Annotated in this window: 27 protein-coding genes and 1 riboswitch; of the genes, 14 read left to right on the forward strand and 13 right to left on the reverse strand. The window is 44.8% G+C overall.

The window, feature by feature from the left end; translation table 11 throughout:
- Positions 1 to 177: 177 nt before the first annotated feature.
- Together Q7V32_RS12440 and Q7V32_RS12445 are read right to left on the reverse strand one after the other, a co-directional pair.
- Positions 178 to 456, reverse strand: a complete 279-nt coding sequence (locus tag Q7V32_RS12440) for a hypothetical protein (protein ID WP_304897303.1) — start codon at positions 454 to 456, stop codon at positions 178 to 180.
- Positions 446 to 742: a BrnT family toxin gene (locus Q7V32_RS12445; RefSeq protein ID WP_304897304.1), complete on the reverse strand. Its 297-nt coding sequence runs from the start codon at positions 740 to 742 to the stop codon at positions 446 to 448. Before Q7V32_RS12445 ends, Q7V32_RS12440 begins: the two co-directional genes overlap by 11 nt.
- A 622-nt stretch (positions 743 to 1,364) precedes the next feature.
- Here Q7V32_RS12445 and aroQ point away from each other — a divergent pair.
- The 11 genes from aroQ (at position 1,365) to purH (ending at position 11,044) form a co-directional block, all read left to right on the forward strand.
- Positions 1,365 to 1,811 (forward strand): type II 3-dehydroquinate dehydratase, encoded by a 447-nt coding sequence (gene aroQ, locus Q7V32_RS12450; protein WP_304897305.1) that lies wholly within the window; start codon positions 1,365 to 1,367, stop codon positions 1,809 to 1,811.
- Positions 1,812 to 1,816: 5 nt separating this feature from the next.
- The gene (gene accB, locus Q7V32_RS12455) at positions 1,817 to 2,275 is read left to right on the forward strand and encodes an acetyl-CoA carboxylase biotin carboxyl carrier protein (protein WP_304897306.1); all 459 of its coding nucleotides are present in this window, start codon (positions 1,817 to 1,819) and stop codon (positions 2,273 to 2,275) included.
- Positions 2,276 to 2,295: 20 nt separating this feature from the next.
- Positions 2,296 to 3,642 (forward strand): acetyl-CoA carboxylase biotin carboxylase subunit, encoded by a 1,347-nt coding sequence (gene accC, locus Q7V32_RS12460; protein WP_304897307.1) that lies wholly within the window; start codon positions 2,296 to 2,298, stop codon positions 3,640 to 3,642.
- Between the two features lie 256 nt (positions 3,643 to 3,898).
- Entirely contained in the window at positions 3,899 to 4,777 is an 879-nt protein-coding gene (prmA, locus tag Q7V32_RS12465; RefSeq protein WP_304897308.1) for a 50S ribosomal protein L11 methyltransferase, read from the forward strand.
- Between the two features lie 3 nt (positions 4,778 to 4,780).
- Positions 4,781 to 5,431 (forward strand): zinc-ribbon and DUF3426 domain-containing protein, encoded by a 651-nt coding sequence (locus Q7V32_RS12470; RefSeq protein WP_304897309.1) that lies wholly within the window; start codon positions 4,781 to 4,783, stop codon positions 5,429 to 5,431.
- A 3-nt stretch (positions 5,432 to 5,434) separates the two neighbouring features.
- Complete coding sequence (locus Q7V32_RS12475; RefSeq protein WP_304897310.1) at positions 5,435 to 6,631, forward strand: class I SAM-dependent rRNA methyltransferase; 1,197 nt, start codon at positions 5,435 to 5,437, stop codon at positions 6,629 to 6,631.
- A gap of 214 nt (positions 6,632 to 6,845) precedes the next feature.
- Positions 6,846 to 7,391, forward strand: a complete 546-nt coding sequence (locus Q7V32_RS12480; RefSeq protein ID WP_304897311.1) for a hypothetical protein — start codon at positions 6,846 to 6,848, stop codon at positions 7,389 to 7,391.
- A 125-nt stretch (positions 7,392 to 7,516) separates the two neighbouring features.
- Complete coding sequence (locus Q7V32_RS12485; protein ID WP_304897312.1) at positions 7,517 to 8,029, forward strand: DNA-deoxyinosine glycosylase; 513 nt, start codon at positions 7,517 to 7,519, stop codon at positions 8,027 to 8,029.
- A 57-nt stretch (positions 8,030 to 8,086) separates the two neighbouring features.
- The gene (gene dusB / locus Q7V32_RS12490; RefSeq protein ID WP_304897313.1) at positions 8,087 to 9,055 is read left to right on the forward strand and encodes a tRNA dihydrouridine synthase DusB; all 969 of its coding nucleotides are present in this window, start codon (positions 8,087 to 8,089) and stop codon (positions 9,053 to 9,055) included.
- Between the two features lie 15 nt (positions 9,056 to 9,070).
- Positions 9,071 to 9,355: a DNA-binding transcriptional regulator Fis gene (fis, locus tag Q7V32_RS12495; protein ID WP_159656628.1), complete on the forward strand. Its 285-nt coding sequence runs from the start codon at positions 9,071 to 9,073 to the stop codon at positions 9,353 to 9,355.
- Between the two features lie 129 nt (positions 9,356 to 9,484).
- Positions 9,485 to 11,044 (forward strand): bifunctional phosphoribosylaminoimidazolecarboxamide formyltransferase/IMP cyclohydrolase, encoded by a 1,560-nt coding sequence (purH, locus tag Q7V32_RS12500; protein ID WP_304897314.1) that lies wholly within the window; start codon positions 9,485 to 9,487, stop codon positions 11,042 to 11,044.
- A 40-nt stretch (positions 11,045 to 11,084) separates the two neighbouring features.
- Here the strand turns inward: purH and Q7V32_RS12505 are convergent, their stop codons facing one another.
- Complete coding sequence (locus tag Q7V32_RS12505; protein WP_304897315.1) at positions 11,085 to 11,210, reverse strand: hypothetical protein; 126 nt, start codon at positions 11,208 to 11,210, stop codon at positions 11,085 to 11,087.
- 18 nt (positions 11,211 to 11,228) lie between these two features.
- Here Q7V32_RS12505 and purD point away from each other — a divergent pair, with 18 nt between their 5' ends.
- Positions 11,229 to 12,506, forward strand: coding sequence for a phosphoribosylamine--glycine ligase (gene purD, locus Q7V32_RS12510; RefSeq protein WP_304897316.1), 1,278 nt, complete (start codon positions 11,229 to 11,231; stop codon positions 12,504 to 12,506).
- 64 nt (positions 12,507 to 12,570) lie between these two features.
- Here the strand turns inward: purD and Q7V32_RS12515 are convergent, their stop codons facing one another.
- The 4 genes from Q7V32_RS12515 to msrB all read right to left on the reverse strand — a co-directional run bounded on the left by Q7V32_RS12515 (position 12,571) and on the right by msrB (position 17,736).
- Positions 12,571 to 13,143: an alpha-ketoglutarate-dependent dioxygenase AlkB gene (locus Q7V32_RS12515; protein WP_370691462.1), complete on the reverse strand. Its 573-nt coding sequence runs from the start codon at positions 13,141 to 13,143 to the stop codon at positions 12,571 to 12,573.
- 120 nt (positions 13,144 to 13,263) lie between these two features.
- Entirely contained in the window at positions 13,264 to 15,660 is a 2,397-nt protein-coding gene (locus Q7V32_RS12520) for an EAL domain-containing protein (RefSeq protein WP_304897317.1), read from the reverse strand.
- A 382-nt stretch (positions 15,661 to 16,042) separates the two neighbouring features.
- Positions 16,043 to 17,344 (reverse strand): M18 family aminopeptidase, encoded by a 1,302-nt coding sequence (locus tag Q7V32_RS12525; protein WP_304897318.1) that lies wholly within the window; start codon positions 17,342 to 17,344, stop codon positions 16,043 to 16,045.
- Complete coding sequence (msrB, locus tag Q7V32_RS12530; RefSeq protein WP_304897319.1) at positions 17,341 to 17,736, reverse strand: peptide-methionine (R)-S-oxide reductase MsrB; 396 nt, start codon at positions 17,734 to 17,736, stop codon at positions 17,341 to 17,343. Before msrB ends, Q7V32_RS12525 begins: the two co-directional genes overlap by 4 nt.
- 375 nt (positions 17,737 to 18,111) lie before the next feature.
- Between msrB and Q7V32_RS12535 the strand changes: the two genes are divergently transcribed.
- Both Q7V32_RS12535 and oadA read left to right on the forward strand, forming a co-directional pair.
- Entirely contained in the window at positions 18,112 to 18,498 is a 387-nt protein-coding gene (locus Q7V32_RS12535) for an OadG family protein (RefSeq protein ID WP_370690774.1), read from the forward strand.
- 89 nt (positions 18,499 to 18,587) lie between these two features.
- Positions 18,588 to 20,369 carry a sodium-extruding oxaloacetate decarboxylase subunit alpha gene (oadA, locus tag Q7V32_RS12540; protein WP_304897320.1) on the forward strand — a complete coding sequence of 594 codons (1,782 nt, stop codon included), beginning with the start codon at positions 18,588 to 18,590 and terminating at the stop codon, positions 20,367 to 20,369.
- Here the strand turns inward: oadA and Q7V32_RS12545 are convergent.
- The 6 genes from Q7V32_RS12545 to phoR all read right to left on the reverse strand — a co-directional run bounded on the left by Q7V32_RS12545 (position 20,364) and on the right by phoR (position 26,844).
- A complete protein-coding gene (locus Q7V32_RS12545; protein ID WP_304897321.1) occupies positions 20,364 to 20,828 on the reverse strand; it encodes a hypothetical protein in 465 nt (154 codons plus the stop codon). The two genes, oadA and Q7V32_RS12545, sit on opposite strands and share 6 nt — an antisense overlap.
- Before the next feature lie 569 nt (positions 20,829 to 21,397).
- Positions 21,398 to 21,973 carry an NADPH-dependent FMN reductase gene (locus Q7V32_RS12550; RefSeq protein WP_304897322.1) on the reverse strand — a complete coding sequence of 192 codons (576 nt, stop codon included), beginning with the start codon at positions 21,971 to 21,973 and terminating at the stop codon, positions 21,398 to 21,400.
- Positions 21,974 to 22,002: 29 nt separating this feature from the next.
- Complete coding sequence (locus tag Q7V32_RS12555; protein WP_304897323.1) at positions 22,003 to 23,352, reverse strand: sodium:alanine symporter family protein; 1,350 nt, start codon at positions 23,350 to 23,352, stop codon at positions 22,003 to 22,005.
- A complete protein-coding gene (locus tag Q7V32_RS12560) occupies positions 23,352 to 23,942 on the reverse strand; it encodes a DUF502 domain-containing protein (RefSeq protein WP_304897324.1) in 591 nt (196 codons plus the stop codon). The genes Q7V32_RS12555 and Q7V32_RS12560 overlap by 1 nt, the downstream gene beginning before the upstream one ends.
- A gap of 549 nt (positions 23,943 to 24,491) precedes the next feature.
- Complete coding sequence (locus tag Q7V32_RS12565) at positions 24,492 to 25,016, reverse strand: hypothetical protein (RefSeq protein ID WP_304897325.1); 525 nt, start codon at positions 25,014 to 25,016, stop codon at positions 24,492 to 24,494.
- An 18-nt stretch (positions 25,017 to 25,034) separates the two neighbouring features.
- Positions 25,035 to 25,124, reverse strand: a riboswitch (cyclic di-GMP riboswitch).
- A 433-nt stretch (positions 25,125 to 25,557) separates the two neighbouring features.
- Positions 25,558 to 26,844: a phosphate regulon sensor histidine kinase PhoR gene (phoR, locus tag Q7V32_RS12570; RefSeq protein ID WP_304897326.1), complete on the reverse strand. Its 1,287-nt coding sequence runs from the start codon at positions 26,842 to 26,844 to the stop codon at positions 25,558 to 25,560.
- Positions 26,845 to 26,846: the final 2 nt, after the last annotated feature.

The following is a 26,846-nucleotide window of genomic DNA, read 5'->3' on the forward strand; positions in this document are numbered from 1 at the left end:
GGGTGTAGGTGGTTGATTGAAAAGGCTTCTGCAACAGGGATGTTGCAGAGAGCTACAGGGACGTATTGATGCGTCCTTTGAAATCAAGCACCTACAACCTTAATTCAAAGCGGGCGAGTAGTTACGTTGGATATTAAAAACCCAAATCATTGTAGCCCTTAGAACAATAGCTTTCGGCTATGCCACATCCCGTGCGGCCTCTTCAATGACGCTATCAGGAACGCCCAGTTTTTTTAATGCAGCGATCAATTTCGCTTCCTTGCTAAATGTAAATTGCGCTTCATCCCGGCGCAGCCCTTCACTAATGTATGACTTTAATAACGCCTGATAGCCTGAAAAGCCTTTATAGGGCGCAATCGTCTTCATAGACTCCACTACATCAACCGGAATACGTAAGGTAATTGAAGTCATAGGACGGTCTTTGGTTAAACGGTTTTTAAGAGTGTCAGAAATCATAGTCATTGCGCTCAGTAATAGTAGCTTTTCTAGCCGAAATCAGTCGGATAACTTCGCCTTCAACCTCAATATGCACGACAAAAAGCAATCGGCCAGACTCATCATAACCAATAACCGCATCTCGTGCTTCTTGGTTTCGCCCGGCATCAACAAGCTTGAAAAAGGGATCAAAGAATACCTCGGTAGCGTGTTCGAAAGTTATTCCATCGTGTTTCTTTGGATTAGCCGTTGCTTTACGACCATTCCAGGTAAAGATGATGCCATTTTTTTCAAAGCGTATATCCATTAAACAATTTTATGCAACATATGTACATTGTCAATACATTATTGGATTGATTAACTTCACAACGAAAAATTGTTTAAAAGTACACGTAAAAACTAATTTTCTATTGGTTTTTGACAGCAATGTTCGACAGCCGAAAGGCTTAACTCACTCCGACCTAAAACCCACAAGACCCAGGAAGTTCGTGGCTTCCCGCACAAATATACAATAGCCCGCAACATTTGATATTGGTGGTTTTGTCTAGGGTAGCGATACCTCCAAAGTTAAAAGCCCAAGCAATAAAACGAGCCAAATGGCTTTCCGGAAACCAGTCATCCATTGATGAGGGTAACTGACACAGTGGTTGACGACTGGTTGGGACAAAACGATTCACAAGGCAAGCCTTTGCTGCAATTGGCCGTGAACATGTCGCTATTTTAACAAATATGATCCGTTAAATAGCAGGACATACTTATTTAGCTGCTCGCCAGACTCCTAGCCAGCGCGATCAACCTGCTGCATTTCAAATCATTCATTACCCGAAAATAAACGGCATTTTCTTTAACAATAGACATAGTTATAGACAAATTCACGTAAATTAGGGAAAATTGCCCGATAATTATAATAATTTTGAAACCTTACCTTAATGTCTAAAATTTTCGTCCTCAATGGACCTAATCTAAATTTGCTGGGCGTCCGAGAACCATCGCTTTATGGCCATCAGACCCTGAAAGACATTCAAAATAACTTAGAGTTGCAAGCGGCGGAAATGGGGCATTCCCTGCACTTCTATCAGCATAATGCTGAGCATCTGATGGTGGAGCTTATCCATCAGGCCTTTGCCGAAAAGATAGACTTTATCATCATAAATCCTGCCGCTTTTACTCATACCAGCGTTGCTTTACGCGATGCTTTACTTGCTACAAAAATTCCGTTTATAGAAGTTCATCTATCTAACGTACACGCCCGTGAACCGTTTAGAAAACACTCCTATTTTTCAGATATAGCCGAAGGGATTATCTGCGGACTGGGAGCAATCGGGTACGAACTGGCTCTTAAAGCCGCTCATGAGATACTAGCCAAGAGACATTAAAGACAATGGATATAAGAAAAATAAAAAAGCTGATCGAGATTATCGAAGAATCAGACATTGCAGAAATAGAAATAAGCGAAGGTGAAGAGTCAGTCAGAATCAGCCGCTATTCAAGCGCTCCTGTTGCCTATGCTCCTGCTCCGCAAGCACCTACAGCGATTAATCTGGCTCCAGCTGCTGCGCCTGCCGCAGCACCAACACCAGCAGCAGCCGTTGAAAATAAAGCAAGCGGACATGTTGTAAAGTCCCCTATGGTTGGTACTTTTTACCGAACAGCATCTCCCGGCTCCAAGGCGTTCGTCGAAATAGGCCATGCCGTAAAAGTAGGCGATACGTTATGCATCATTGAGGCAATGAAAATACTTAACCAAATTGAGGCCGACAAGAGCGGGACTATCACTCAAATTTTGGTCGAGAATGGACAACCTGTCGAATATGACCAACCTTTATTCGTTATTGAATAACAACACTTAGGTGCCTGATCATGTTCGATAAAATTGTCATTGCCAATAGAGGCGAAATTGCTCTGCGTATTTTGCGCGCCTGTCGCGAAATGGGCATTAAGGTGGTAGCGGTCCACTCATCTGCAGACCGTGATTTGAAACATGTCCGTCTTGCCGATGAATCAGTCTGCATCGGCCCCCCATCATCCAGCGAAAGCTATCTCAACATCCCGGCCATCATCAGTGCGGCTGAAGTCACCGATGCGGAAGCAATCCATCCTGGCTATGGGTTTTTATCAGAAAATGCCGATTTTTCGGAAAAAGTCCGACAAAGTGGATTTGTTTTCATTGGCCCGAACCCTGAAACCATCCGCTTGATGGGTGATAAAATTTCCGCCAAGAAAGCCATGAAAGCCGCAGGGATTCCCTGTGTTCCCGGTAACGGCGACCCGCTAGGCGATAACAACAAGAAAAATCTCAAGATGGCTCAGGAGATCGGTTACCCGGTCATCATTAAAGCCGCAGGCGGCGGTGGCGGCCGAGGCATGCGAACCGTCCATACGGAAGCGGCATTGGTTAATGCCATCACGATGACCAAAGCCGAAGCTGAGGTCGCTTTCGGTAATGGTACGGTATACATGGAAAAATTTCTGGAAGACCCCCGTCACATTGAGTTTCAAGTGATGGCCGATTCGCATGGAAATGCGATTCATCTGGGTGAACGGGATTGCTCCATGCAGCGCAGACATCAAAAAGTTGTAGAAGAGGCGCCGGCTCCCGGAATTACTAAAGAGCAGCGCAACCGAATGGGTGATCTATGCGCCAAAGCCTGCCGAGACATCGGCTATCTGGGCGCCGGCACGTTCGAATTTTTATACGAAAAAGGCGAATTCTTTTTCATTGAAATGAACACGCGAGTCCAGGTTGAACATCCGGTCACCGAAATGATTACCGGCTTTGATATCGTTAAGGAACAACTGCGAATCGCCTATGGCTTACCGCTTTCAATTACGCAGGATCAGGTTATATTCCGCGGCCACGCCATTGAATGCCGGTTAAACGCTGAAGATCCCAAGACATTCATGCCCTGCCCCGGCACGATCAATCAGTTCCATATGCCGGGCGGACCAGGTATTCGTTGCGAAACGCATATTTACAACGGCTATAAAGTACCGCCTTATTACGACTCAATGATCGGTAAACTGATCGCTTTTGGTGATGACAGAAACAGCGCCATTGCCAGAATGAATACGGCATTGAGTGAAATCATCATCGACGGGATCAAAACCAATATCGAATTGCACAAGGATATTATGGCCGACCAGGGTTTTATCAGCGGCCAAAGGAATATTCATTATCTTGAGAAAAAATTAGGCATGACCTCCTGATGATGAAATACGCCGCGTGAAACTCTGTTTTCAGGCGCATCTTTAAGGATGCGCCTTTTGCAGAAAACTACTTAATATGGCGTTATAACTTGAAACGCAATCAATTTCAGACACTCATTTCTTCACAAAACTTTTGTACTGAACAGCCCTTCAACTCACTACCGCATAATGGAATTTTAAGTTTTAACCATTATTTTGAAGTTAACCCCAAAGAGCAGACATCCGTCTGCTTTTGTATTTTAGAATGTGCAAACTCATGTCCTGGCACCAATTATCTGTTACCACCAATGAACATATAGCCCCCGAACTCGCTGACTATTTCAGTGAAATCGGCGCGGTCTCAGTGACCTACATGGATGCCGAAGATCAACCGGTTTATGAACCGCTACCCGGCGAAACAATAATATGGCCCAACACCCGGGTCATTGCCTTGTTTGAACTTGAGTTTGACCCTGATCAGATAAAAACATCGGTAAATGAGCAGTTTAATAGCGGGCTTTCTCAATGGACCTATGAAAGACTGGAAGATCAGGCCTGGGAACGCAGCTGGATGGCTTATTATCAACCGATGAAATTTGCCGACCGGCTTTGGGTCTGCCCTACCGGCCAGGAACAACACGAACCCGGAACGGTCTGCCTCACTCTCGACCCCGGACTGGCATTCGGCACAGGCACTCACCCGACCACTGCGCTGTGCCTGGAATGGCTGGCAAGTCATGATTTAACGGATAAAGTCGTGATTGATTACGGCTGCGGTTCGGGTATTTTAGCGGTAGCCGCTGTGCTGCTGGGAGCCCGCGAGGCGCATGCCATCGATATTGACCCCCAGGCACTGACAGCCACCGAAGAAAATGCCCGAAAAAACCATATCCCGGACCGCATAACCTGCTATTTGCCGGACAATTTTGTACCTTTTCAAGCCGATGTTGTCCTCGCCAACATTCTGGCTAAACCGCTGATTGACTTATCAACGGCTATTTCCGGATTAGTCGCGCCTGCAGGTTGCCTGGTTTTATCCGGCATCTTAAATGAACAAGCGCCGTCTGTTGCAGAAGCCTATACTCCCTTGATCGATCTAGGCCAGCCCGTGCAGCAAGATGATTGGTGCCGGCTTGATGGTATAAAAAAGGCGTGAACCATGTTTACTGACTGCCCTGAATGTCAAACCCGTCAAACCCTGACTATTGAACAGCTGCGCCTTAACCGCGGTTTAATGCGCTGTTCAAATTGCAATACGCTGTTTGATGCATTAAAGCAACTCAGCGAAAACACCTCGGAAGCACCGCAAAAAATCGAGACTAAAGAACCGGCAATCAATTGGCTGAAATCACCTGAAATACCCAATGCAAAAATTTGGGGCTCGGCTCTGGCTTTCAATTTACTGTTACTGGTCAGCCAGGGTGTTTATTTTTATGGGGACGACGTTCTACAAAATCCGTCATTAAGACAGCAACTGGAGCGAGGCTGCCAAACGCTGGGTTGCAGGCTGCCCGCCTATAAAAACCGGGATGAGCTGGTCGTGATGCAAAGTGCGTTGACCGAAAAAAACGGCTTCTATGAATTTTCTTCGGTTATCATCAATCAGGCCGAATTTGCTCAAAATTATCCCAGCATTAAATTAACTCTGCTAAATCTTAACGGTGAGCCTTTGGCTCAACGCATCTTTTTAGCCAAACACTACTTGAATGCAGGCAACAGCGCTATTGCCTCAAATCAATCATTTCAAGTCTCCCTAGCCATTGTCCCCACTGAAAAAACGATCGGTGGTTACACTTTTGAGCTGATATAAAACATGGCTTACCCTGAACTTTACTTAAAGAAAAACGAAGATAAACGCTTGCGAAAAGGCCATGTCTGGGTCTTTAGCAATGAAGTGGATACGCATCGCTCGCCTTTGGATCAATTTGCGCCCGGCGATCTGGTCAATATTGTCACCGATGACGGCAAACCGGTAGGCACAGCCTATGTTAATCCTCAAACACTGATTGCAGCCCGCCTTTTATCGAGAAAGCTGAATCTATCCTGTGGTATCAATTTTTTTAAATCACGCCTGACAACCGCGTTACGACTAAGAGAGCAACTGTTTAACAAACCTTTCTATCGATTAATTTTCGGTGAGAGTGATGGCTTACCGGGTTTAGTGATTGACCGCTTTGACCGCGTATTTTCGGTGCAAATCACAAGTGCCGGCATTGAAAAACACAAATCTTTTTTGATGTCCGCACTCATTGAACTGTTTAATCCTGAAGCGATCGTGCTCAAAAACGAAAACAGCCAACGAGCACTTGAAGGCTTATCCCAGGAAAATGAAATCGGCTATGGAAAAATGCCCGAAGCTCTTGTCATTGAAGAAAATGGTGTAAAATTCGTCATTGATGTTTTAACCGGCCAAAAAACCGGCTGGTTTTATGACCATCGCAACAGTCGGCGTGAATTAATGGGTTTATGCCGTGATCGGACCGTACTGGATTTATTTTCTTACACGGGAGCGTGGGCTATTCCCGCTGCAAAAAATAGGGCTGAGCATGTCACTTGTGTTGATGCTTCCGCTGCTGCACTGGCACTTGCATCCGAAAACGCCAGACTCAATGAGGTTGAACAACGGGTTGACTGTATCCAGAGTGATGTATTTGATTTTCTTAAAACCGCGCGTTCAGATAAGCGTAGTTTTGACATTATTGTTCTGGACCCGCCGGCATTGATCAAGCGCAAAAAAGACTTTAAACAGGGCTTTGAGGCTTACCGGAGACTGAATGACATGGCATTACAGATTTTGTCGCCAAACGGCATACTCATATCGGCATCTTGCTCGCATCATCTTAGCCGCGAAAATCTGCATGAACTGCTGCGCGCATCCGCACGTCACATTGACCGGCACTTGACTTTTTTTGGAACCGGAGGCCAAGGTCCTGATCATCCTATTCATCCAGGCATGCCGGAAACGGAATATCTGAAAACCTATTTCTGCTATGTGTCGCCAAGTTTATAACTGAATTTATAAAATAGTTACCCGTGACCAATAACCAAACTTCGCTTACCTGCGCACTCTGTAATCTGCCCGTCACCATTAAAGGCTTTTCTTTAAAAACCGAAGAGGGTGATATAAATTTTTGCTGCGGTGGTTGTAAAAGTATCTATGAATTACTTAACGCCGACAAGTTGATGCCATCCACTAAAACTAAAACAAAGAGAGGTCTTATCAAATGAAAACCTGTGAAACCTGTACCCATCGCGTCGAAATAGGTCGGCATTACAAAGAACAGCCCGTTTGGATACGAGGCATTGGGATGGTGCTCGTGTATTTACCGATCATTACGCTGCCTTTTGTTTTTCTCAGTGCCTACCTGACGTATTACCATCTACGCATGATGGGTGCCAAAAATATCAAAACTTTATCGGACTTTCTGCCCAACAGAAGCAGCCACCGGTATACACTGAAAGATCAAATTACCATGGATGCCTCATTTAAAGGCAGCACATCCCAATACAAACTGTTTTGGATATTGAACTGCACCTGGTATTGCCCGGTGAGCGTGGCGCTGTTCGAATGGCATGCCTATATGGTCAAAATCGTTGAAAACTGGTGGTGTCCTTTTGGTCACGATAAAAAGGACGGTTACATGGAAGGCGCTATCGACCAGTCTTTTTGGCATGTTTATCCGCATGACAAGGCTAAATTAAACCCTGAAGACCGCGACAATCCTATATGGAACGAAGAGTTTTCCTCTGAAAACAAGCCCAACAGTTAACACGTGATGTTTTTCAGCGGAGCAACAAAATAAAGTTGATGCACCTTGTAGGTTGCGGTTGGCGTGACAGCTAACCCAGCCTAAACAATTACTCAGTTGTTTTTTATATTTAACTGTCTCTGTCGATGAATAGCTTGACCGGATTCGGCCCCATTGCCACTGCCGAGTCTAAAATACTGATTTTAGGCTCGATGCCCGGCGTTCAATCTTTACAAAAAACCCAGTATTACGGCCACCCACGCAACGCATTTTGGCCGATTATGGCCGCACTGTTTAATGACTTTGACTCGATTGATTATGAGGCTAAAAAACGCATGCTTGAACGAGGCGGCATTGCTGTTTGGGATGTAATCCAAAACTGTAACCGACGCGGGAGTTTGGATGCCCACATTGAAAAAACATCTATCCAACCAAATAATTTCCGCTGTTTTTTTAATGAACACCCTAACATCACCACTGTTTTTTTTAACGGGGCTACTGCCGAAAAACTGTTTAAAAGTTTTGTTCTATCCACGCTTGATCCGTCTATTAACACGCGCGTATACCACCGTTTACCGTCGACAAGCCCAGCCAATGCCGGCCTTTCTCTTCATGACAAGACCCGGATCTGGAAATCAGCATTAGCCGCTGTTTTATAAACCCCTTTTTACGTTTATTGCGGTATGATACCCGCCCTTTTTTGAATATTAATCACGATGCAGATAGGCCCTTATACCCTCGACAGCCCCTTGATTCTTGCACCGATGGCCGGCGTGACTGATCTGCCGTTCAGAAATTTGTGCAAGGTATTGGGCGCAGGGCTCGCTGTATCTGAAATGGTCACTTCAAAACCAGACTTGCAACAACATAAAAAAACGCTGCTCAAATCCGAACAAACAGGAGAAACCGGATTACGTTCCGTTCAAATTTTGGGCACGGATCCGACACACATGGCCGAAGCCGCCAAAATCAATGTTGATCGAGGCGCACAAATCATCGATATCAACATGGGCTGCCCTGCCAAAAAAGTCTGCTCAGTTGCCGCAGGTTCGGCCCTCATGAGAGATGAAGCCTTGGTTTCCCAAATTCTTGAAGCCGTTGTCAATGCAGTGTCAGTGCCTGTTACGTTAAAGATGCGGACGGGCTGGGATCCGCAAAACCGTAACGCATTAGCCATTGCAACTATTGCTGAAACTGCCGGGATAGCCGCACTGACAATTCATGGCAGAACCCGTGCCTGTAAGTTTTCTGGTCACGCTGAATACGAAACAATAAGACAGATTAAAGAGGCCGTCAGAATTCCGGTCATCGCCAACGGCGACATCACCTGTCCGCAAAAAGCGCATGAGGTTCTTAGTTACACGGGAGCTGATGCCTTGATGATTGGCCGGGGTGCCCAAGGCAATCCCTGGATATTTAAAGAGATAGACCATTATCTCCAAACCGGGAGTGTTCTAAAAAGACCCGATGTTTTACAATTAAAAAACACGGTTATGGAACACCTGGATCAACTCTACAGTTTCTACGGAAACTTAACCGGTGTTAGAATAGCGAGAAAACATATCGGTTGGTATTTTGGCCATCTAGGCAGCTTACCGACTTCAATCGCAGATAAAATCAATAAGGCTCAGCAACCGCCTGAGCAGTTAGCGTCAGTTAACCTGGCCTTTACCCTCTTTACTTAAGAAATGAGCAGCACAATGGAAGCAATGCACAAATCCGCCAAGGTGATCAATATTAATAGTAAAGAAACCACTCAGATCCCTCTTTCAATACATGTCAAACAAGCCGTGGAACATTATTTTGCGCAGCTAAACGGGCATGAGACAGCCGGACTTTATGCGATGGTGATCAGTGAAGTTGAAAAACCGCTGCTGGAAATTACCCTGCAACAAGCCGGATACAATCAAACCAAAGCAGCAAAGGTATTGGGACTGAGCCGGAGTACGCTCAGAAAAAAGCTTGAACAATACGGACTTTCTTAAGTTAAAGCTCACAATGACCCCCCAATAAATAATGTTTGGTCTTTATCCGTGTTTCTTTAGTTAACGTTATTGCGGTATTGATTTTTCTGCATTCCTGTTTCTTTTACGATTCTTTCTCCAGAGATATTCATGAATAAAAAAATAAATCGAGCGCTGATCAGCGTCTCGGACAAAACCGGTATTATCGATTTTTGTCGGTCTCTCAGCGCAAGCGGCATTGAACTGCTGTCCACCGGCGGTACGGCAAAACTCTTGTCCGAACAAGGCATCCCGGTCATTGAAGTATCCGACTACACCGGTTTTCCGGAAATGATGGACGGCCGGGTCAAAACTTTGCACCCTAAAATCCATGGCGGTATTTTAGGCCGACGCGGCATCGACGATCAAATCATGGCCGCTCATGACATTCAGCCCATCGATATGGTAGTCGTGAACCTCTATCCTTTTGCCCAAACTATTGCCAAGCCTGATTGCGATCTGGAGACTGCGATTGAGAACATCGACATCGGTGGCCCGACAATGATACGTGCCGCCGCTAAAAATCATAATGATGTGGCGGTTGTGGTTAATCCGGAAGATTACTCCCTGTTATTGGCTGAATTAGCGGCACAAGAGGGCGAGTTGACTCAAGCCACCCGCTTTAATCTGGCGCTCAAATGTTTTGAACATACCGCAAACTACGACACCATGATAGCCACTTATCTGGCCCAGGTTAATCAACAACAGTTTCCTGAAACGCTGAACCTTCAATTCAAACGCGTTCAAACGATGCGGTACGGAGAAAATCCCCACCAGCAAGCCGCCTTTTACCGTGATCATTACCCAAAACAAGGAACCGTGGCGTCTGCCATTCAGCACCAAGGCAAAGAGCTGTCATTCAACAATATCGCAGATACGGATGCAGCCCTGGAATGCGTTAAATCGTTTCCAGAGCGTTCAGCCTGCGTCATTGTCAAGCACGCCAATCCTTGCGGTGTGGCCGTTGCCGATACTAATTTAGAAGCTTACGACTTCGCCTATGCAACCGATCCGACTTCCGCATTTGGCGGCATCATCGCTTTCAATCGTGAACTCGATAGCGCAACAGCAGCAGAAATCATCAAAAGGCAGTTTGTTGAGGTCATCATCGCTCCGGCCATTCAAAGTGAAGCACTTGCAGTGCTTGCTGCCAAGCAGAATATTCGTGTTTTAAGCTGTGGTTACTGGCAAGAAAATCAGGATCCTGCACTTGATTTCAAACGTGTTTCAGGCGGCCTGCTGGTTCAAGATAAAGACATAGGCACAATAACCGCAGCAGATTTAAAACTGGTCAGTGAGCGAGCCCCCACCGAACAGGAAATGCGCGACCTGCTATTTGCCTGGAAAGTCGCCAAATTTGTCAAATCAAATGCCATTGTTTATGGCCAAAACGAAAGAACGATTGGCGTAGGCGCAGGGCAAATGAGCCGGGTTTATTCAGCTAAAATTGCCGGCATCAAAGCGGCCGATGAAGGTTTAAAGGTAGCAGGGTCAGTAATGGCCTCGGATGCTTTTTTTCCTTTCCGGGACGGCATTGATTCGGCAGCCGAAGCCGGTATACGTGCGGTGATTCAACCGGGTGGTTCGATGCGTGATGATGAAGTCATTGCTGCCGCCAACGAACATCATATTGCCATGGTATTTACCGGCATGCGCCATTTCCGGCATTAAGAGACAGACAAACAGCATCATTAACGGATGAGCCCTTTGATCAGCTGATAGCAGCAGCAACCTCGCGGAGTTTTCCGGTAATGGCATCGAGCTCATCCTTTAATTGATAAATACCGGCAGGTCCATAGTCATCTCGATTTTGACCTGCAATCAACGTCCAGCGCACCCCGTGTGAGATATCATTATGAAAGTATTAATCGTCGGCAATGGTGGCCGTGAACATGCCTTGGCATGGAAAGCAGCCCAGTCACCCAGAGTAAAAAAAGTTTTTGTTGCCCCCGGAAATGCCGGCACCGCACTTGAACCTCAACTCGAAAATGTCCCTATTGCGGCCGATGACCTACCTGAACTGCTGGCCTTTGCCCGGCAGCAAGGTATTGATTTAACCATCGTAGGGCCGGAAGTACCTTTGGTAAAAGGCATTGTCGATCAATTTACTGCAGCCGGACTTAACTGTTTCGGCCCAACCGCCAAAGCGGCTCAGCTAGAAGGCTCTAAGCGTTTCAGCAAAGACTTCATGGCACGGCATCATATACCTACCGCAGACTATGAAACGTTTACCGATGCGGAAAAAGCCATTGAGTACATTAAAAATAAAGGTGCACCCATAGTCGTCAAAGCTGACGGGCTTGCCGCAGGCAAAGGCGTAATCGTCGCTCAAACCGAACAAGAAGCCATCAATGCCGTAAAAGATATGTTGTCTGGCAATGTCTTTGGCGAAGCGGGTAGCCGCGTGGTTATCGAGGAATTTTTAACGGGTGAAGAAGCCAGTTTTATCGTCATTGCCGATGGCCTGCATGCGCTACCCATGGCCACGTCTCAAGATCATAAAGCACGTGATAACGGCGACGTGGGGCCCAACACAGGCGGCATGGGAGCTTACTCCCCGGCACCGGTTGTTACGGATGCCATTCATAAACGAGTAATGCAGGAAGTTATCGCCCCTACACTTAAAGGAATGCAAGCTGACGGCAATACTTACACGGGATTTTTATATGCGGGTTTAATGATCAGTCCTGACGGCGGCATCAAAGTGCTGGAATTTAACTGCCGGTTTGGTGACCCTGAAACACAGCCTATTATGATGCGGCTGAATAGCGACTTGGTGACTCTGTGTGAAGCCGCATTAGCAGGCAATCTCGATACCATGGAGACCGAATGGGATGAGCGTCCGGCTCTGGGCGTAGTTTTGGCAGCAGGTGGATACCCTGATACGTATCAAAAAGGCGATGTGATAACAGGCTTACCCGACGCTGAAGACGCTGATTGTAAAGTGTTTCATGCCGGCACTTTGTTGCAGGAGGGCCAGGTTGTCACTAATGGGGGACGGGTATTATGCGCCTGCGCTCTGGGTGACACAGTCAAAGCCGCGCAAGAAAAAGCCTATGCTCTGGCTCAAACGATCCATTGGGATGCCATGTATTACCGAACCGATATCGGCTTCAAGGCGATAAAGCCATAAAACTTGCGATCATCATTTTATCCACAAACGACGATTTTAGGTTTAATGTTAAGGAACGGGAAGCTTAGACTTCCTGTTCCTTTTCTCCCTTATCCTCATCTTTCAGCACCTGCCTGAACGTTAAATTGATGCGTTGAGTCTTAAACCGCTTTGTTTTCGGAACGCTATGACGCCAATGGTTTTGTAAACTGCCCGCCATAACGACTAAATCACCGTGTTCCAAATCTAAATCGATGCAGTATTTAGATGTGTTATGAATCAATCTGAAGCGCCTGTTGTCTCCAAAACTGACTGAAGTAATGACGGGGTTAAAGCCCAGTTCTTTTTCATTATCGGCGTGACAGCCCATCGAATCATTGCCATCACGGTACAAATTAGCCAGTACGCTGTTAAAAGAGTGACCGCACGTTTTTTCAAGCCGTTGCCGAATACCAACCAGCTCCGGAGTCCAAGGCAACGGGATATGCTCAACTTTTGAATAGGTATAGCGAGCATTGGGGTCGCCATACCAACACATTAACCGTGGCACCTTAACCCATCGGCCAAACAGCCAAATTGATTCTTCCTGCCAGGTCAGATTGTTGATCAGGCTTTGAAATAAATGATCCGCTTCTGGTTTTGGGTAAAATCCTTTCAAGTGAAACAACTCCCCATCCATAGGGGCTAAATTGTCGCCGGCGCAGAACATTTCGAGGCTAGAACCGGCAAAGTGTTGTCAGAGGAATAAGCATGCGGGTTACCGCTATTTACCGCGCAATCATAGCTGGGCAAGTGGTACCGGCTTGCCAATTCCATAACCCTGAGCGTAGTCGACACCCAATTGTTTCAATATATCGAGAATTTCATCATTCTCTACAAATTCGGCGATCGTTTTTTTATCCATGACGTGACCGACTTCATTAATTGAGCGCACCATAGCCAAGTCAACTTTGTCATCGACGATATCCTTTACAAATAATCCGTCAATCTTGAGATAATCGACAGGCAAATTCTTTAAATAAGCAAAGGATGACAATCCGCTACCAAAATCATCCAACGAAAAAAAGCAGCCCTGCTGTTTTAACGTCCGGATAAAGTGCGTCGCATTGGACAAGCTGGCTATTGCCGCCGTTTCGGTTATTTCAAAACAAATACAATGAGTAGGAATCCTCCATTTGTTAAACTGCTCAGATATGAAGTCGAGCATGGTTTCATCGGATAGCGATAGCCCGGATAAATTCACCGAACACATCGCTAAGTTTTCGATAAATCCGGGTCTTTTAGCCATCCATTCAAATAACGTGGAAATGACCCATTTATCCAGTTCAGATGCCAGATTATAGCGTTCCGCTGCGGTTAAAAATGCGCCTGGTGGAATAATGTGACCCTCGGCATCCTGATAGCGAATCAATGTTTCAAAATGCAAACCTTCTTCACGACCATCAATCGGCACGATGGGCTGACCATAAAGACAAAACCGATTATTGATAATCCCTTGCTGAATTTTTTCAACCCATTGCATTTCACCCTGACGCGAAGCTAGTTCCTGGTCATTGGGCCTGAACACATGCACCCGGTTTCGGCCTTTTTCTTTAGCGGCATAACAGGCGGCATCAGCCTCTTTAAGTGACTCGATACTGTTACCGCTGATACTGTTAATGCTGGCTATTCCAATACTGACTCCCACTCTGAAAAGACGATCTTCCCAGGCAAATTGAAAATTCTGTACCGCATTGCGAATTTTTTCACAGGCGTTGTAAGCCTGTGATAACAAACATCCCCGCATCAAAATGCCAAATTCGTCTCCGCCCAAACGGGCTAATAAATCATCCTGGCGGATTTGTTTTTTTAACAAGGCGCCCAGCTGCCGCAGCAATTCATCTCCCGCTATATGTCCGCAGGTATCATTAACTACCTTAAACTGGTCCAAATCAAGGTAGCAGAGGGCATACTCAGTTCGATTGTTATGGGCGGAAAGCAAGGCTTGCTGAATTTGCCTGTCGAATTCGCTGCGATTCAGTAATCCGGTCAATTCATCGTGCCGGGCCTGATGAGAAATTTTTTCGTTCAGCTTTCTTGTCTCAGTAATATCTTCGCAAACCAATAAAATATTCACTTTTCCATTAGTTTGCCGGGTAGATCGGATGGCACCTCTAACCCATATCACTTTTTTGTCGACACAGATCAGCCTCAATTCCAGCTTGTGAACTTTATCCAGCTCTGCGGCACACATATTCAAGATGTGTCGCATTTCATTCCGGTCATCCGGATGAACAAAGTCAAACACTGAAAACCCATGTAAGCGGTTTGCAGTTTGACTTAGTTGACGGGCCCCAAATTTGTTGACGGATATGATCCCACCCTCTTCATCGATATTGAATATCATAGAGGGGTTATCATCAAATAAAAGAAGATACCGGTTTCTGGCTTCGACCAAGGCTTTGTTCTGCCTGTCAACGGTGGCCAACATATTGTTAAAGGTATCGATTAACAGACCAACCTCATCGTTATTACTTTTTTGGGCTCGCAGTTCGTAGTTTTTATCAATGCTGATTTTTTTGAGTGTCTGTACCAATCGCCCGATAGGTAAAATAATGTTCTTGTTTAAATATAACGATAACAGATAGGTAAAAACGCTGGCCCCTGCGAGGATACCTAGAAGGCAATAAAGAACATTAAGCTGACCCCAATACAAATGACCAAGATCTGCTTCTATAAAGACCAGACCGACTGTTTTATTCTCAAATTGAATGGGCGCTGAAATTTTGACTTTGAACCAACCCAAAACACTTTGATTCACGTCTGAATAAACGGGACAAAAAACCAATGCTGAGGCTCTTTTGGCCAAACGGCTGTATACATTCCCGTTCGTGTCATAAATGCAAATCTGGTCTATATAGTCCAACCCTTTACTCACCCGAAGATTTTCCTCAACTACCGCTCTATCATCCAAATTGAGAGCAGATCCGCTACGAAAACTGATATTGGTTGCAACAGCTTCCAGACCTTCAATCGTTGCTGTCCTTATGTTTGCCAAATCCTTTATTTCCATAAAAGCGCAGTTCAGTAACAAAAGAATACTGAAAGTACCAAATGTGACAAAAGAAAATTTTTGTTTGATACTTGATTTATTGATATAGCGATTATATTTTTCTCGCCATTGACTTAATCGCACAAAAATTCCCTCAAACAAGTGAAAAAATAAACTCAGGATTTGAATAATAAAAGCTTACTCGTTTATGGACTCCCGAACCCAGCGTCATCGCCATTAAGTGTAGGATCAAGCTGCTGCGGTAGTGGGGATTTATCCCTACTTTGCGAATCAATTCGCATCAGCAACAGTCACTCATGTTATGCGGACGTTATAGTTGAATTCGGCTCCATGAGAACACCTCCAGACTCACCCGTATAAAATAAATCCACTCAACTTTTATAATTCAGCTACTTAGCTGTTATTTACATCACTTAAGAGTTTAAATCAAGACTCCAAGGCAAGTCTTCAACCGATTTTGAGAGCTGTCTAGGCTGAAATATCAGCAGTACTGCCTGTTGAAAACTCAATGGAGAAAAAACCATTTCATAACTTCAATCATTGCAGCATGGTCTTCAACCCCGGCACTTTCTCTAAGGCTGTGCATGGCCCACATCGGATTACCCACATCTACCGTGTTAATTCCCAATCTGGCAGAAGTCAGCGGGCCTATCGTACTGCCACAGGGTAAATCTGTTCGATGTGCATACTTTTGATAACGCACATTTACGGCATCACACCAGGACGCAAACAGGGCCTCAGAAACACTATTTGTCGCATACCTATGATTTGCATTGACTTTTATAACCGGCCCATGATTAACCAATACTTTATGATCGGGCTCGTAAGCCATTGGAAAATTCGGCTGGTAGGCATGAGCCATATCGGCGCTGATCATAAAACTGCTTGCCAACGCACGTTGATATTGCTCGCCTTTGCACTCATCACCCGCCATGCCGATGCGTTGGAGAATATCAGACAAAAAACTGCCATCCGCGCCTTTAGATGTCGTACTGCCTATTTCTTCATGATCAAAAAACGCACAAACCAGTGTAGAGTCCGCTTTTAAAACCTGATCATCCAACAATGCCGTGAGTCCTGCATGACAGGAAGCCAGATTATCCAACTGACTGTTCGCATAAAACTCGTCTTCCGCACCCCAAAAGGCTCCTTTTTGAGTATCATAAACATTCAACTCCCAGGACAAAATTGCAGCGGCATCAACTTCAGCCTGTTCAGCCAATGTGGTCAAAAATTGCTGCTGGGGCGTTATTTGATCTTTAACCAGTGAAAATATCAGAGGCAGCTCAAGCTGCTTATTTAATTTCAAACCATCTTCATTCACAGTTCGATTCATATGAATCGCCAAATTAGGTAAACGAAGCAACGGTCTTGTAAAGTCAACCAGCTTCGTTGATATACCCTGCTCGGATCGATAGCTAATTCTCCCGGCAAGGCTCAAGTCTCTGTCCGTAAACGTGGCCAAAATCGGTCCGCCATAAACTTCCACACCGATCCTGACAAAATTATCTACGGCCATGACCGGATTAGGTTTTAATCGCAATCCCGGCGAATCCGTATGGGCGCCAATGATTTTGAAACCGGTTTCCACCAGCGGTTTTTGTCCCATCACAAATAGGATGATCGAAGAATCGTCACGTACCACATAGTAACGACCTCCCTGATTTAAGTGCCAGCGTTCCTGCTCATTCAATCTGACAAACTCACGGTCCAGAAGCTTTTTCTGGATCGTGTTGACAGCATGCCATGGACTCGGGCTTACATCGATAAAGTCTAGTAAATTTTTAACCCTGTGTTTACTGTTCATGATCTTTCTTGCAAGTCCAGCGATGCTGAATTAATGCAATAACGCAGTCCCGTTGGTTCTGGTCCGTCATTAAAAACATGCCCCAAGTGCGAACCACAGCTTTTACAGATTATTTCTACTCGTCTCATCCCATGACTGGTGTCGGTGATTTGATCGAGGCTGTTATCAGAGATTACATCCCAAAAGCTGGGCCAACCGGAACCCGAATCATATTTGGCAGCAGAATCAAAAAGCGCATTGCCGCAGCACACACAATGATAGATCCCCTCTTTTTTGCAGTCTGCATATTTCCCGGTAAAAGGGGGTTCGGTGCCTTTATTCCAGCAGACATTAAACTGTTCCGGGGTCAGCTTATCTTGCCACTCATCCGTTTTGTCTATTTGTTTAGTCATTATCTCAACCTATTATTTGAATATACTTAACCACATTAACTGGATAGTTTATTATCCGCTTTCAAAATTGACGATCATAAAAAAGCTTTTTGTGCCGCCTACCGTCAATTTAAACAACCAATTCCTACTAACGAATATACTTTTTCATAGTCAGTCGCCGTTCGATCAATACCGTTAAACTGCGCATTAAACATTGATGACAAAATCAATCGACTGATAGTTTCAATCGTTAAATAAACACATCCGCCTTGTCGAGAACGCCATAAACAGCAGACTCTGTTGCCGAGTCAAAATAATTAAAGACAAACTAATAAACATTTTGGCACTAAACTTCTGGTTTTATAAGGGTATGCTCGTAAAACTTTCCTGATTGTGTTGGAACAGTTATTAAAACAAAGCCATCGCGGCATCAATCCATCTCTATATGGCCTTGAAAAACAGCTCAAAACCCCTGTAACCCTTTATGATACAATTTTGCAACTGGTTAATTTTTTACTTTGGTCATTAGTTATGAACGAAATGTTAGAGAACGGCGTTGAACTAATGCTGATAGGCATGGGCATTGTATTCTTGTTTTTAACGTTACTGGTGGTTGCAATTAAAGTGATGTCTTCCCTCATCACCCGTTTTTTCCCGGAACCCATCGCTGTCCCGCCGCCAATTCCAAGCCTTGTAGCCAAGAAAAAACCGATTGACTCCGGCGTGATCGCAGCAATTTCAGCAGCTGTTCATCACTATAAAAAACAGCATTCACAACAATAAGTGAGTGTTGGTCAGACTTTTAAATCGTTATCTTAACAGCACACATTGATAGCTCGGTCAAGCGAATCTCCATTCTCAGAGAAAAAAGCATGAATGATCAAAATACCCAATCCTTAGGCATAACCGAAGTTGTTCTGAGAGACGCACACCAATCGCTACTGGCGACTCGTCTGCGCATTGAAGATATGCTGCCTATTTGCGCCAAACTCGATCAGATTGGTTTCTGGTCATTGGAAACATGGGGGGGCGCGACTTTTGATGCCTGCATCCGCTATTTAGGTGAAGACCCATGGGAACGCCTTCGTTCACTGAAAGCCGCGATGCCTCGCACACCCCAGCAAATGCTGTTAAGAGGTCAAAATTTACTCGGTTACAGGCATTATGCCGATGACGTTGTAGATAAGTTCGTCGAACGTAGCGCCGTCAATGGTATTGATGTTTTTCGTATCTTTGATGCGATGAACGACATGCGGAATATCGAGCGAGCTATCAAAGCCGTTCTTAGCACTGATGCTCACGCACAGGGTACTATTTCCTATACCGTCAGCCCTGTTCACACCCAAGCCATGTGGGTTACGCAAGGCAAACAAATTGAAGATATGGGTGCTCATTCGGTCTGCATCAAAGACATGGCGGGACTATTAACGCCTTATGACGCTTATGAGTTAGTCAGCCAATTGAAAAAAAGCCTGTCTATTCCTGTCCACTTGCATTGTCATGCCACGACCGGACTCAGTGTTGCAACCTTGCTAAAAGCGGCCGAAGCGGGAGTGGATAATGTCGACACCGCCATTTCATCAATGAGCATGACGTATGGCCATAGTCCAACTGAAACCATAGTCGCCGCACTCACCGGACAGCCCCGAGATACCGGGCTACCCATCAAACCCCTCGAAGATATTGCCGCTTATTTTCGCGACATCCGCAAAAAATATGCGCAATTTGAAGGCAACCTCAAAGGCGTAGACAGCCGCATTCTGGTCAGCCAGGTTCCTGGAGGCATGCTCACTAACATGGAAAGCCAGCTAAAAGAACAAGGTGCTGCGGACCGCTTTGATGAGGTACTTGCCGAAATTCCACGCGTTAGGGAAGATCTCGGCTTTCTGCCGCTGGTAACGCCCACGTCACAGATTGTCGGCAGTCAGGCTGTCATCAATATTCTGACCGGGGAACGTTATAAAAGCATCACCAAAGAATCCGCCGGCGTTTTAAAAGGTGAATATGGCGCCACGCCTGCACCCGTAAACAAAGCCCTGCAAGATCGTGTGCTTGAGGGAGCCGCCCCCATTACCTGCAGACCCGCTGATTTATTGGCGCCGGAAATGGATAAATTGATTGCTGAAGTTAAGGCCAAAGCCCTGACCGAACAGGTCAAACTGGCTGACAACATTGAAGAAGATGCTTTAATTAACGGCATGTTTGCTCAAATCGGCTGGAAATTCATTGCCAATCGGGGCAAAACCGATGCTTTTGAGCCTGCACCCGGTTCAGCATCAGCTAAACCTGCAACGGCCAGCCAGCCCCATGCAACTGAAAGCTACTCTGTCAATGTTGACGGGCGTAATTACAATGTTGTTGTAGCTCCTGGTGGTGCAGGGCTTGTTATTCAACAGTCCGCCGAAACCCAGCAAACTGTTGCGACGCCCCCCGCAATTACGACGGGCGAAATCGTACGTGCGCCCATGGCAGGTAACATTCTGAAAATTAATGTAGGTATAGGTAGTATCGTAAAAGAGGGCGATGTGGTTGTGATCATGGAAGCCATGAAAATGGAAACCGAAGTTCGCGTTAAAAACAGCGGCACAGTAAGTGCGATAAATGTCAAAGATGGTGCTGCTGTTGCTGTGGGTGATGCGTTGATTTCTTTATAACCCTTCAATTGAATCGAGGCCGGAATTTTTTGCTCCGGCCTCAAGCCACACCGATCTATTCACGCCGACCGCCTCTTTCATTTCTTCCTTCTCTTTCTGGCCTCTCCATTCTCTGTTCTTGCTGTCTTGGTTCGCGCTGATTAAATTGAGCATTTCGGGCAATCGTTTGACTTTCGTTTCTTTCGTTTCTTTCGTTTCTTTCGTTTCTTTCGTTTCTTTCGTTTCTTTCGTTTCTTTCGTTTCTTTCGTTTCTTTCGTTTCTTTCGTTTCTTTCGTTTCTTTCGCTGCTTCCTTCTCGCCGATTGAATGAAGGCCTATCGCCGCGATTGCTCGCTTGCGGTGTGACTCGATCACTTCGTGACCCTTCTCGCCTATCATTTCGAACTTCGACTCTACGACGGTCTTTATCGTCTTCTTTGCGAGAGTAATCAAAACCATCTTTTCTCCGATCATTCCCATGATCGTATCTATCCGGCTTACCTTGCCATTTTGGTACCGGCCTAATGACCTCAACCCTTTTGTTGATTACCGTAACCGGAGTTCTGCGCTCAATTATTCGCACAGGAGCAGGTGCGTAATATTCTCGGTAGGCAGGCCGGGCCGAATAATAACTGCTGTAAATACGGGTATCAGAACGAGGGTAAACGGGATAATACTCGGTACTTTGATAAACTCCGCGGGATGCACAACCGGAAACTGTTATGAGCACGGCCAATAGGATTAGTTTTCTAATGCTGTTCATTTGCTTATCCTTCCTCTTTGAAGTATGGATAAAGTTTGCTCCGAACAGCATGAATCAGAAGTGAATGCCAAGACAACATCGAATTAAATTTATGCGCGTGGGTTTACCGCAGTAATTCCCAGTTTGACGATAAAAAAAGGGGGGCTTAAGCTGAGGATGTCGGCAGCAGGGATGCTGCCGTCAAGCCCTCATAGATGGGTCTACGGCATTCCTCGCAAGGCTTACGCCACTCCTTGATGACATATTAAAAGTTCAAACTGGGAATTGCTGGGTTCACCGCCAAAATTCAATCTGCTTTTAATTTTGATGAATACTTAACCAGTTCTGCACCAAGCGCCAGAACCGTTGCATTGTTTTGGTCATCGCTTAATGTTCCATTAGTTAAAAATGCTTGGCCGGCATGAGTCAAAGCAAATTGACCGGGTAAAACCACAATACCGATATTAGCCAATAGCATTCTTAAAAACACCAAGCCTCTTAACCCGCCTAATGCACCGGGTGAAGCTGACATAATCGCTGCACATTTACCTCGATAAGCGACCAAGGGTTGCTCATCGCCCTCTTTTCGGGAAGCCCAATCCAGAACATTTTTCAGCAAGGGGGTAAAAGCGCTGTTGTATTCAGGTGAAGCAATTAAAAAGCCGTCATGCTCTATTAAAAGTTTTTTAAATGCTTTGACTGTTTCAGGCATACCTTGTTCAGCTTCAAAATCCTGATCAAAAATCGGCATCGGATAATCGGCCAGATTGACGACGGTAACTTCCCCACCAGCTTTTCCGGCGCCTTCCGCAGCCAACTTAACTAATTTCTGATTAAAAGAATCTTTCCTTGCACTCCCCGAAAAAGCCAGAATTTTTACCATTTAAATTCCCCTGTAATTAAAAAGATTCTTCATTTTGTTGATCCGCTACTGATGTGATAATCCGATGTCAATCGAAAAACAACAGGACTTAAAAGCGCCAACGCAATCAAATTGGGGATTGCCATCAATCCGTTCATGATGTCGGCTAATAACCATATCGTACTCAATTTCCCCATCGCGCCCAAGGGAACAGCACAAATCCACAGAACTCGAAACGGAAGAATTACTTTGATACCAAACAAAAATTCGGCACACCGTTCGCCGTAATAACTCCAGCCAACAAGGGTTGTAAACGCAAAAATCACAATTCCAAAAGCAACAATATAGCCGCCCCAACCGGGCAAAGCGCTATTGAAAGCGAATGCCGTCAAGGCCGCACCGGTCTCACCGCTATCCCATGAATCGGTAATGACAATGACCAACGCGGTCATCGTACAAATAACCAGTGTATCTATAAACGTTCCCAGCATCGCAATAGTTCCCTGCTGCACTGGGTTATGGGTTTTAGCTGCCGCATGGGCAATAGGCGCACTTCCAAGTCCCGCCTCATTGGAAAAAATGCCTCTTGCTACGCCGTATCGCACTGCCGCCCATACGCCCACTCCGGCAAATCCGCCTGTCGCAGCCGTTGGATTAAATGCGCTGTGAATTATCGTCATAAATGCGGCTGGCACGGCCTCAATATTGATACCGATAACCAGAAGAGCCCCGGCGACATAGCCAATCGCCATGAAAGGGACCAACTTTTCAGCCACTTCGGCAATACGGGTAATTCCGCCCAAAATTACAAAGGCAACCAGAACGGTCAGGATTACAGCCGTCACTTCATTTGGCATACTAAATTGTAGCGAGACGGCACTGGCAACTGAATTTGCCTGAACCATATTCCCTATTCCAAATGAAGCCAAAGTACCGAATGTAGCAAACAACGGGGCTAACCAATACCATCGCTTTCCCAAACCATTTTTAATGTAGTACATGGGACCACCGACATGCTTGCCCAAATGATCGGTCTCTCTATACTTAACGGCCAGCAAAGACTCCGCATACTTGGTAGACATCCCGAATAAAGCGGTCATCCACATCCAGAAAACCGCGCCTGGCCCCCCCATATAGATAGCGGTTGCAACTCCGGCAATGTTTCCTGTACCTATTGTGGCGGATAAAGCCGTCATGAGGGCTTGATAAGGCGTAATGTCACCTTCTTGCTCGGACTTTCTTCCCCGCCAAAGCGAAACAAACGCATGCGGCGTGTTAAGCCAGGTAAAGGCTTTAAGCCCCAATGTCAGGTAAATACCCATACCCAGTAATAGAGCCATCGTAGCAGGCCCCCAAACAAAACCACTGAGTTGATTAAGCCAATCATGAAAGACATCCATCAGGATAACTTATTCACTTCAGCGATCTTGTCATAATCCACTCCGACACTGATTATAAAACTGGTAGCCTCCTCAACATTCATCTCTGATTTAATCACTCTGCTCTTATCGACGATAACGGTAAAACCGGAGGTGGGATTGGGTGAAGTTGGAACAAACAAAATATAACTATCTTCAAATTTGTTGGTTACATAGGCAGGCACCCAAAGCCCTTCTTTTGGATATTCCACATACACCACTTCACGCGCATCTTTTCTATCGTGAGAGGAAAACATATTGATCACTTTTTTAGTGACACGATAGATGCTGTTTAAGAGCGGAATTCTGTCAATGATGAAATCAAATGCGGCAATAGCCCAAAACTTACCTTCTTTGACTATTTTATGGCCAATTAACACCAACAACAGAAAACTGACTGCAAAAACCATGGATGTATACAAGTAACTGTCGGCATAACCATAGACCAGCCCAAAAAGATCGGCCACCCTGTCTTTAACAAAAATGACAATCTGCAGCACTATAACGATGGGGATAACGGCAAAAATACCGATTAGAAAATTATTAAATATTTTCTTTAAAGAAACATTCATATCACTTTTCTCATTAAATTAGACGTTAAAAAAGTCAATATAGCTATTTGAGAGCTTTATATTGACTGACTCGAATATCGGAATGGTTATTACCGTAGATAAAGCCATTCTATTCTGAAAAACATGGACAACGTTAAAATGACAGCACTCATTGAACGAGACCCGTTTTGCTTTTTTAATTATAGATATGCCAATAGGAACAAAATAAAGATGACCATTGGGCCGTTCAGCCATCCATTTAAGGTATTTAAATTTTCACGCTTTCAGGTAAGTACTGAATTTGAAGTACACTTTAACTATAACCACTTAAATTTAGTTAAGCGAGGATAAGCCATAGCGTTTTTCGAGGCAAGTACAAGCGGATATTATCGCCTGTTCTGTAAGAAAATTATGCGGGATATTTCTGAGGACTTGGGCGGATAAAATCCACTGCGAGATTCAATCCGGATGGGGAAATTAAATAACAGCAGATCAAATGAGAAACTGCCTGGCCAAAAATTAAACAAAAAAAAGGGGCGCAAGCGCCCCCTTCTAAACTGGATACAAGAATTATGCAGTCACAACGTTAGCTGAAATGCGTTTTTTGCGTCCAACACTTGATAAAAGACCTACTAAACCAGCGCCGAACATCCAGATTGCAGATGGTACAGGAATCGGAGCAGTAGCTTCAAAAGGTGTAATATCAGTTGCATATAAAATGGTAAAACTGGTTCCAGCTAAAAATACAAACTGATAGGTATCAGCTACATTTAAAACTGGCCCTACTGAAAAAGGCAGATACCAGCTACCGGCAGATTTCCAAGCAACTTGGAAATCACTAGCAACTGAACTTGCTGGTGAAGAACCCCAATTAATCGTTGAAGCGGGTTCTAAAAATTCACCAGAAAACGTCAGAAGAGGAGCATCTGTAGAAATATCTGCAGATCCACCAAAAATTCCGAACGTATCTGTCAATGGTGTAAATGCATTGATAGATATAAATGCACTGCTACCGTCTGTTGCAGCCCAGTTTGCCGAAGCAACACTGGTCACAACCATTAAAATTAAAACACTAAGAGATTTTTTAAGAAACATAATTACACCCATTTTGAAAAGTGCGACCAGACTGTCTGAACAGGTCAATCATGATTCAGACTCTTGGCTTTCCGTCCCTACCTCACGATAGGTTTAGCCTGACTTATACGATTACTAAAGAATCCCTTTGTTTAAAATTGAATCATACATTCAAGTTAAAAAACGTATGATCTATAATCCAAATATGGTCCTTCACATTTGGCATTATCCCTAGCTTGTATTAAATAGACCTTAATAGAATACCAAGCGGTTGAACATAAAAAATTACTCATTTATTCAGCAGCGATCGAACCAACCCACCAACATAATTCGTAAGCTTATGTTTTACAGTAACTATTTATAAAACCCCACCCCCTCAGCGCTTGCTCAAAGAAGACTTTTTAAGGGTTAGATTGAAATGTTACATTTTTATTTTGATTAAAATTTGAGGGGGATTTAAGTTAATTTATATTTACAGCTACATTATTACCTAAAAAACAACTTATTAAAATTGTACTAAAGTGCTAAGCATTAACACTGTAAACAATTTCACTTTTTGAAATCACTCCTGCTCATAACAGATGACGCTCTCCGGAAACACACAGCTAAAACAACTGCCTTTTCCTAATTCACTGGCTATTTCCAGGCGTGCATTATGATTTAGCAATACATGCTTGACGATCGCAAGACCCAAACCGGTACCGCTTAGTTTACGATTTCGCTTAACGTCGACACGATAAAAACGCTCAGTAATCCTTGGAATCTCAAGCGGAGCAACACCTTCCCCATGATCGACCACATCAAGCCTGACCTCATTGCCGTCCCTATACCAGCGAACGCTTACCAATGATTCTTCTGGCGAATATTTCAATGCATTGATAAGGAGATTACTGAAGGCACTTCGTAAGTCTTCCTGGACACCTATAAGCCCTTTCGGCGTCTCCAATAACAACTGTATTCTTTCGGAGGCGCTTTTAAGATTTCCCTCTTCATTGCAAATAGCTGTCAAGAGCCCGCATACATCAACACAGACTGTTTTTTTTCTTTGCGTTTCCAACCGAGTCAGCAGCAGCAAATCATCAACCAGGTGCTCCATTCTTTCTGTCTGGTTTTGCATTTGGCGCAGCGAATTGGTGAGTAAAGGTGAATCCTGATCATCCATGTCCTTTAAGGTCTCCAGATAGCCCTTAAGCACCGTCAGAGGCGTTCTCAGTTCGTGCGATACATTTGCGACAAAATCCTTACGCATACTCTCCATCTTTTTTAATTGCGTAACATCCTGCGCCAACAGGAGTCGCAACCCAGCACCGTAGGCGACAACTCTAACAGACAAAATAATGCCGCTATCTACGGGCGAGGGAATGATGATGGCATTGTCAAAACTACCCATCTTCAAATAACTGAGAAAATCGGGATGACGAAATAAATTAATAATTCGCTGCCCTTTGTCGGCTCTTTGTAAACCAAGCACTCTCATGGCTGATTTATTGGCCCATTCAATTTCATCGTGCCCGCCTAAAACAACTGCCGCATCGGGCAATGCTTCAGTCGATTTACGAAACTGATCAATCATTTTGGTCAGCTTTTTTTTACGCTTTTTTTGACTTTTTCTGAGCCTGTAAACGTGATAGTAAATATCGCCCCAAATCCCGTTATTTTCCGGATACTTTCCTGCACCACCAAACTTGATCCATTTTTCAAACCGGTAAACCTGAATATACTGACGTAAAAGCAGAAGACTGAGAGCAACTAAATAAAGAAGGAAGAAGTGCCCTATAAAAACACCCAAAAGCCCTAAAAGAATCAATAAGGTAATTAGCAACAGAATTTCTTTATGCCATAGCGTCATAC

Origin of the sequence: Methylicorpusculum sp., assembly GCF_030651835.1 — a bacterium.
Taxonomy (GTDB): domain Bacteria; phylum Pseudomonadota; class Gammaproteobacteria; order Methylococcales; family Methylomonadaceae; genus Methylicorpusculum.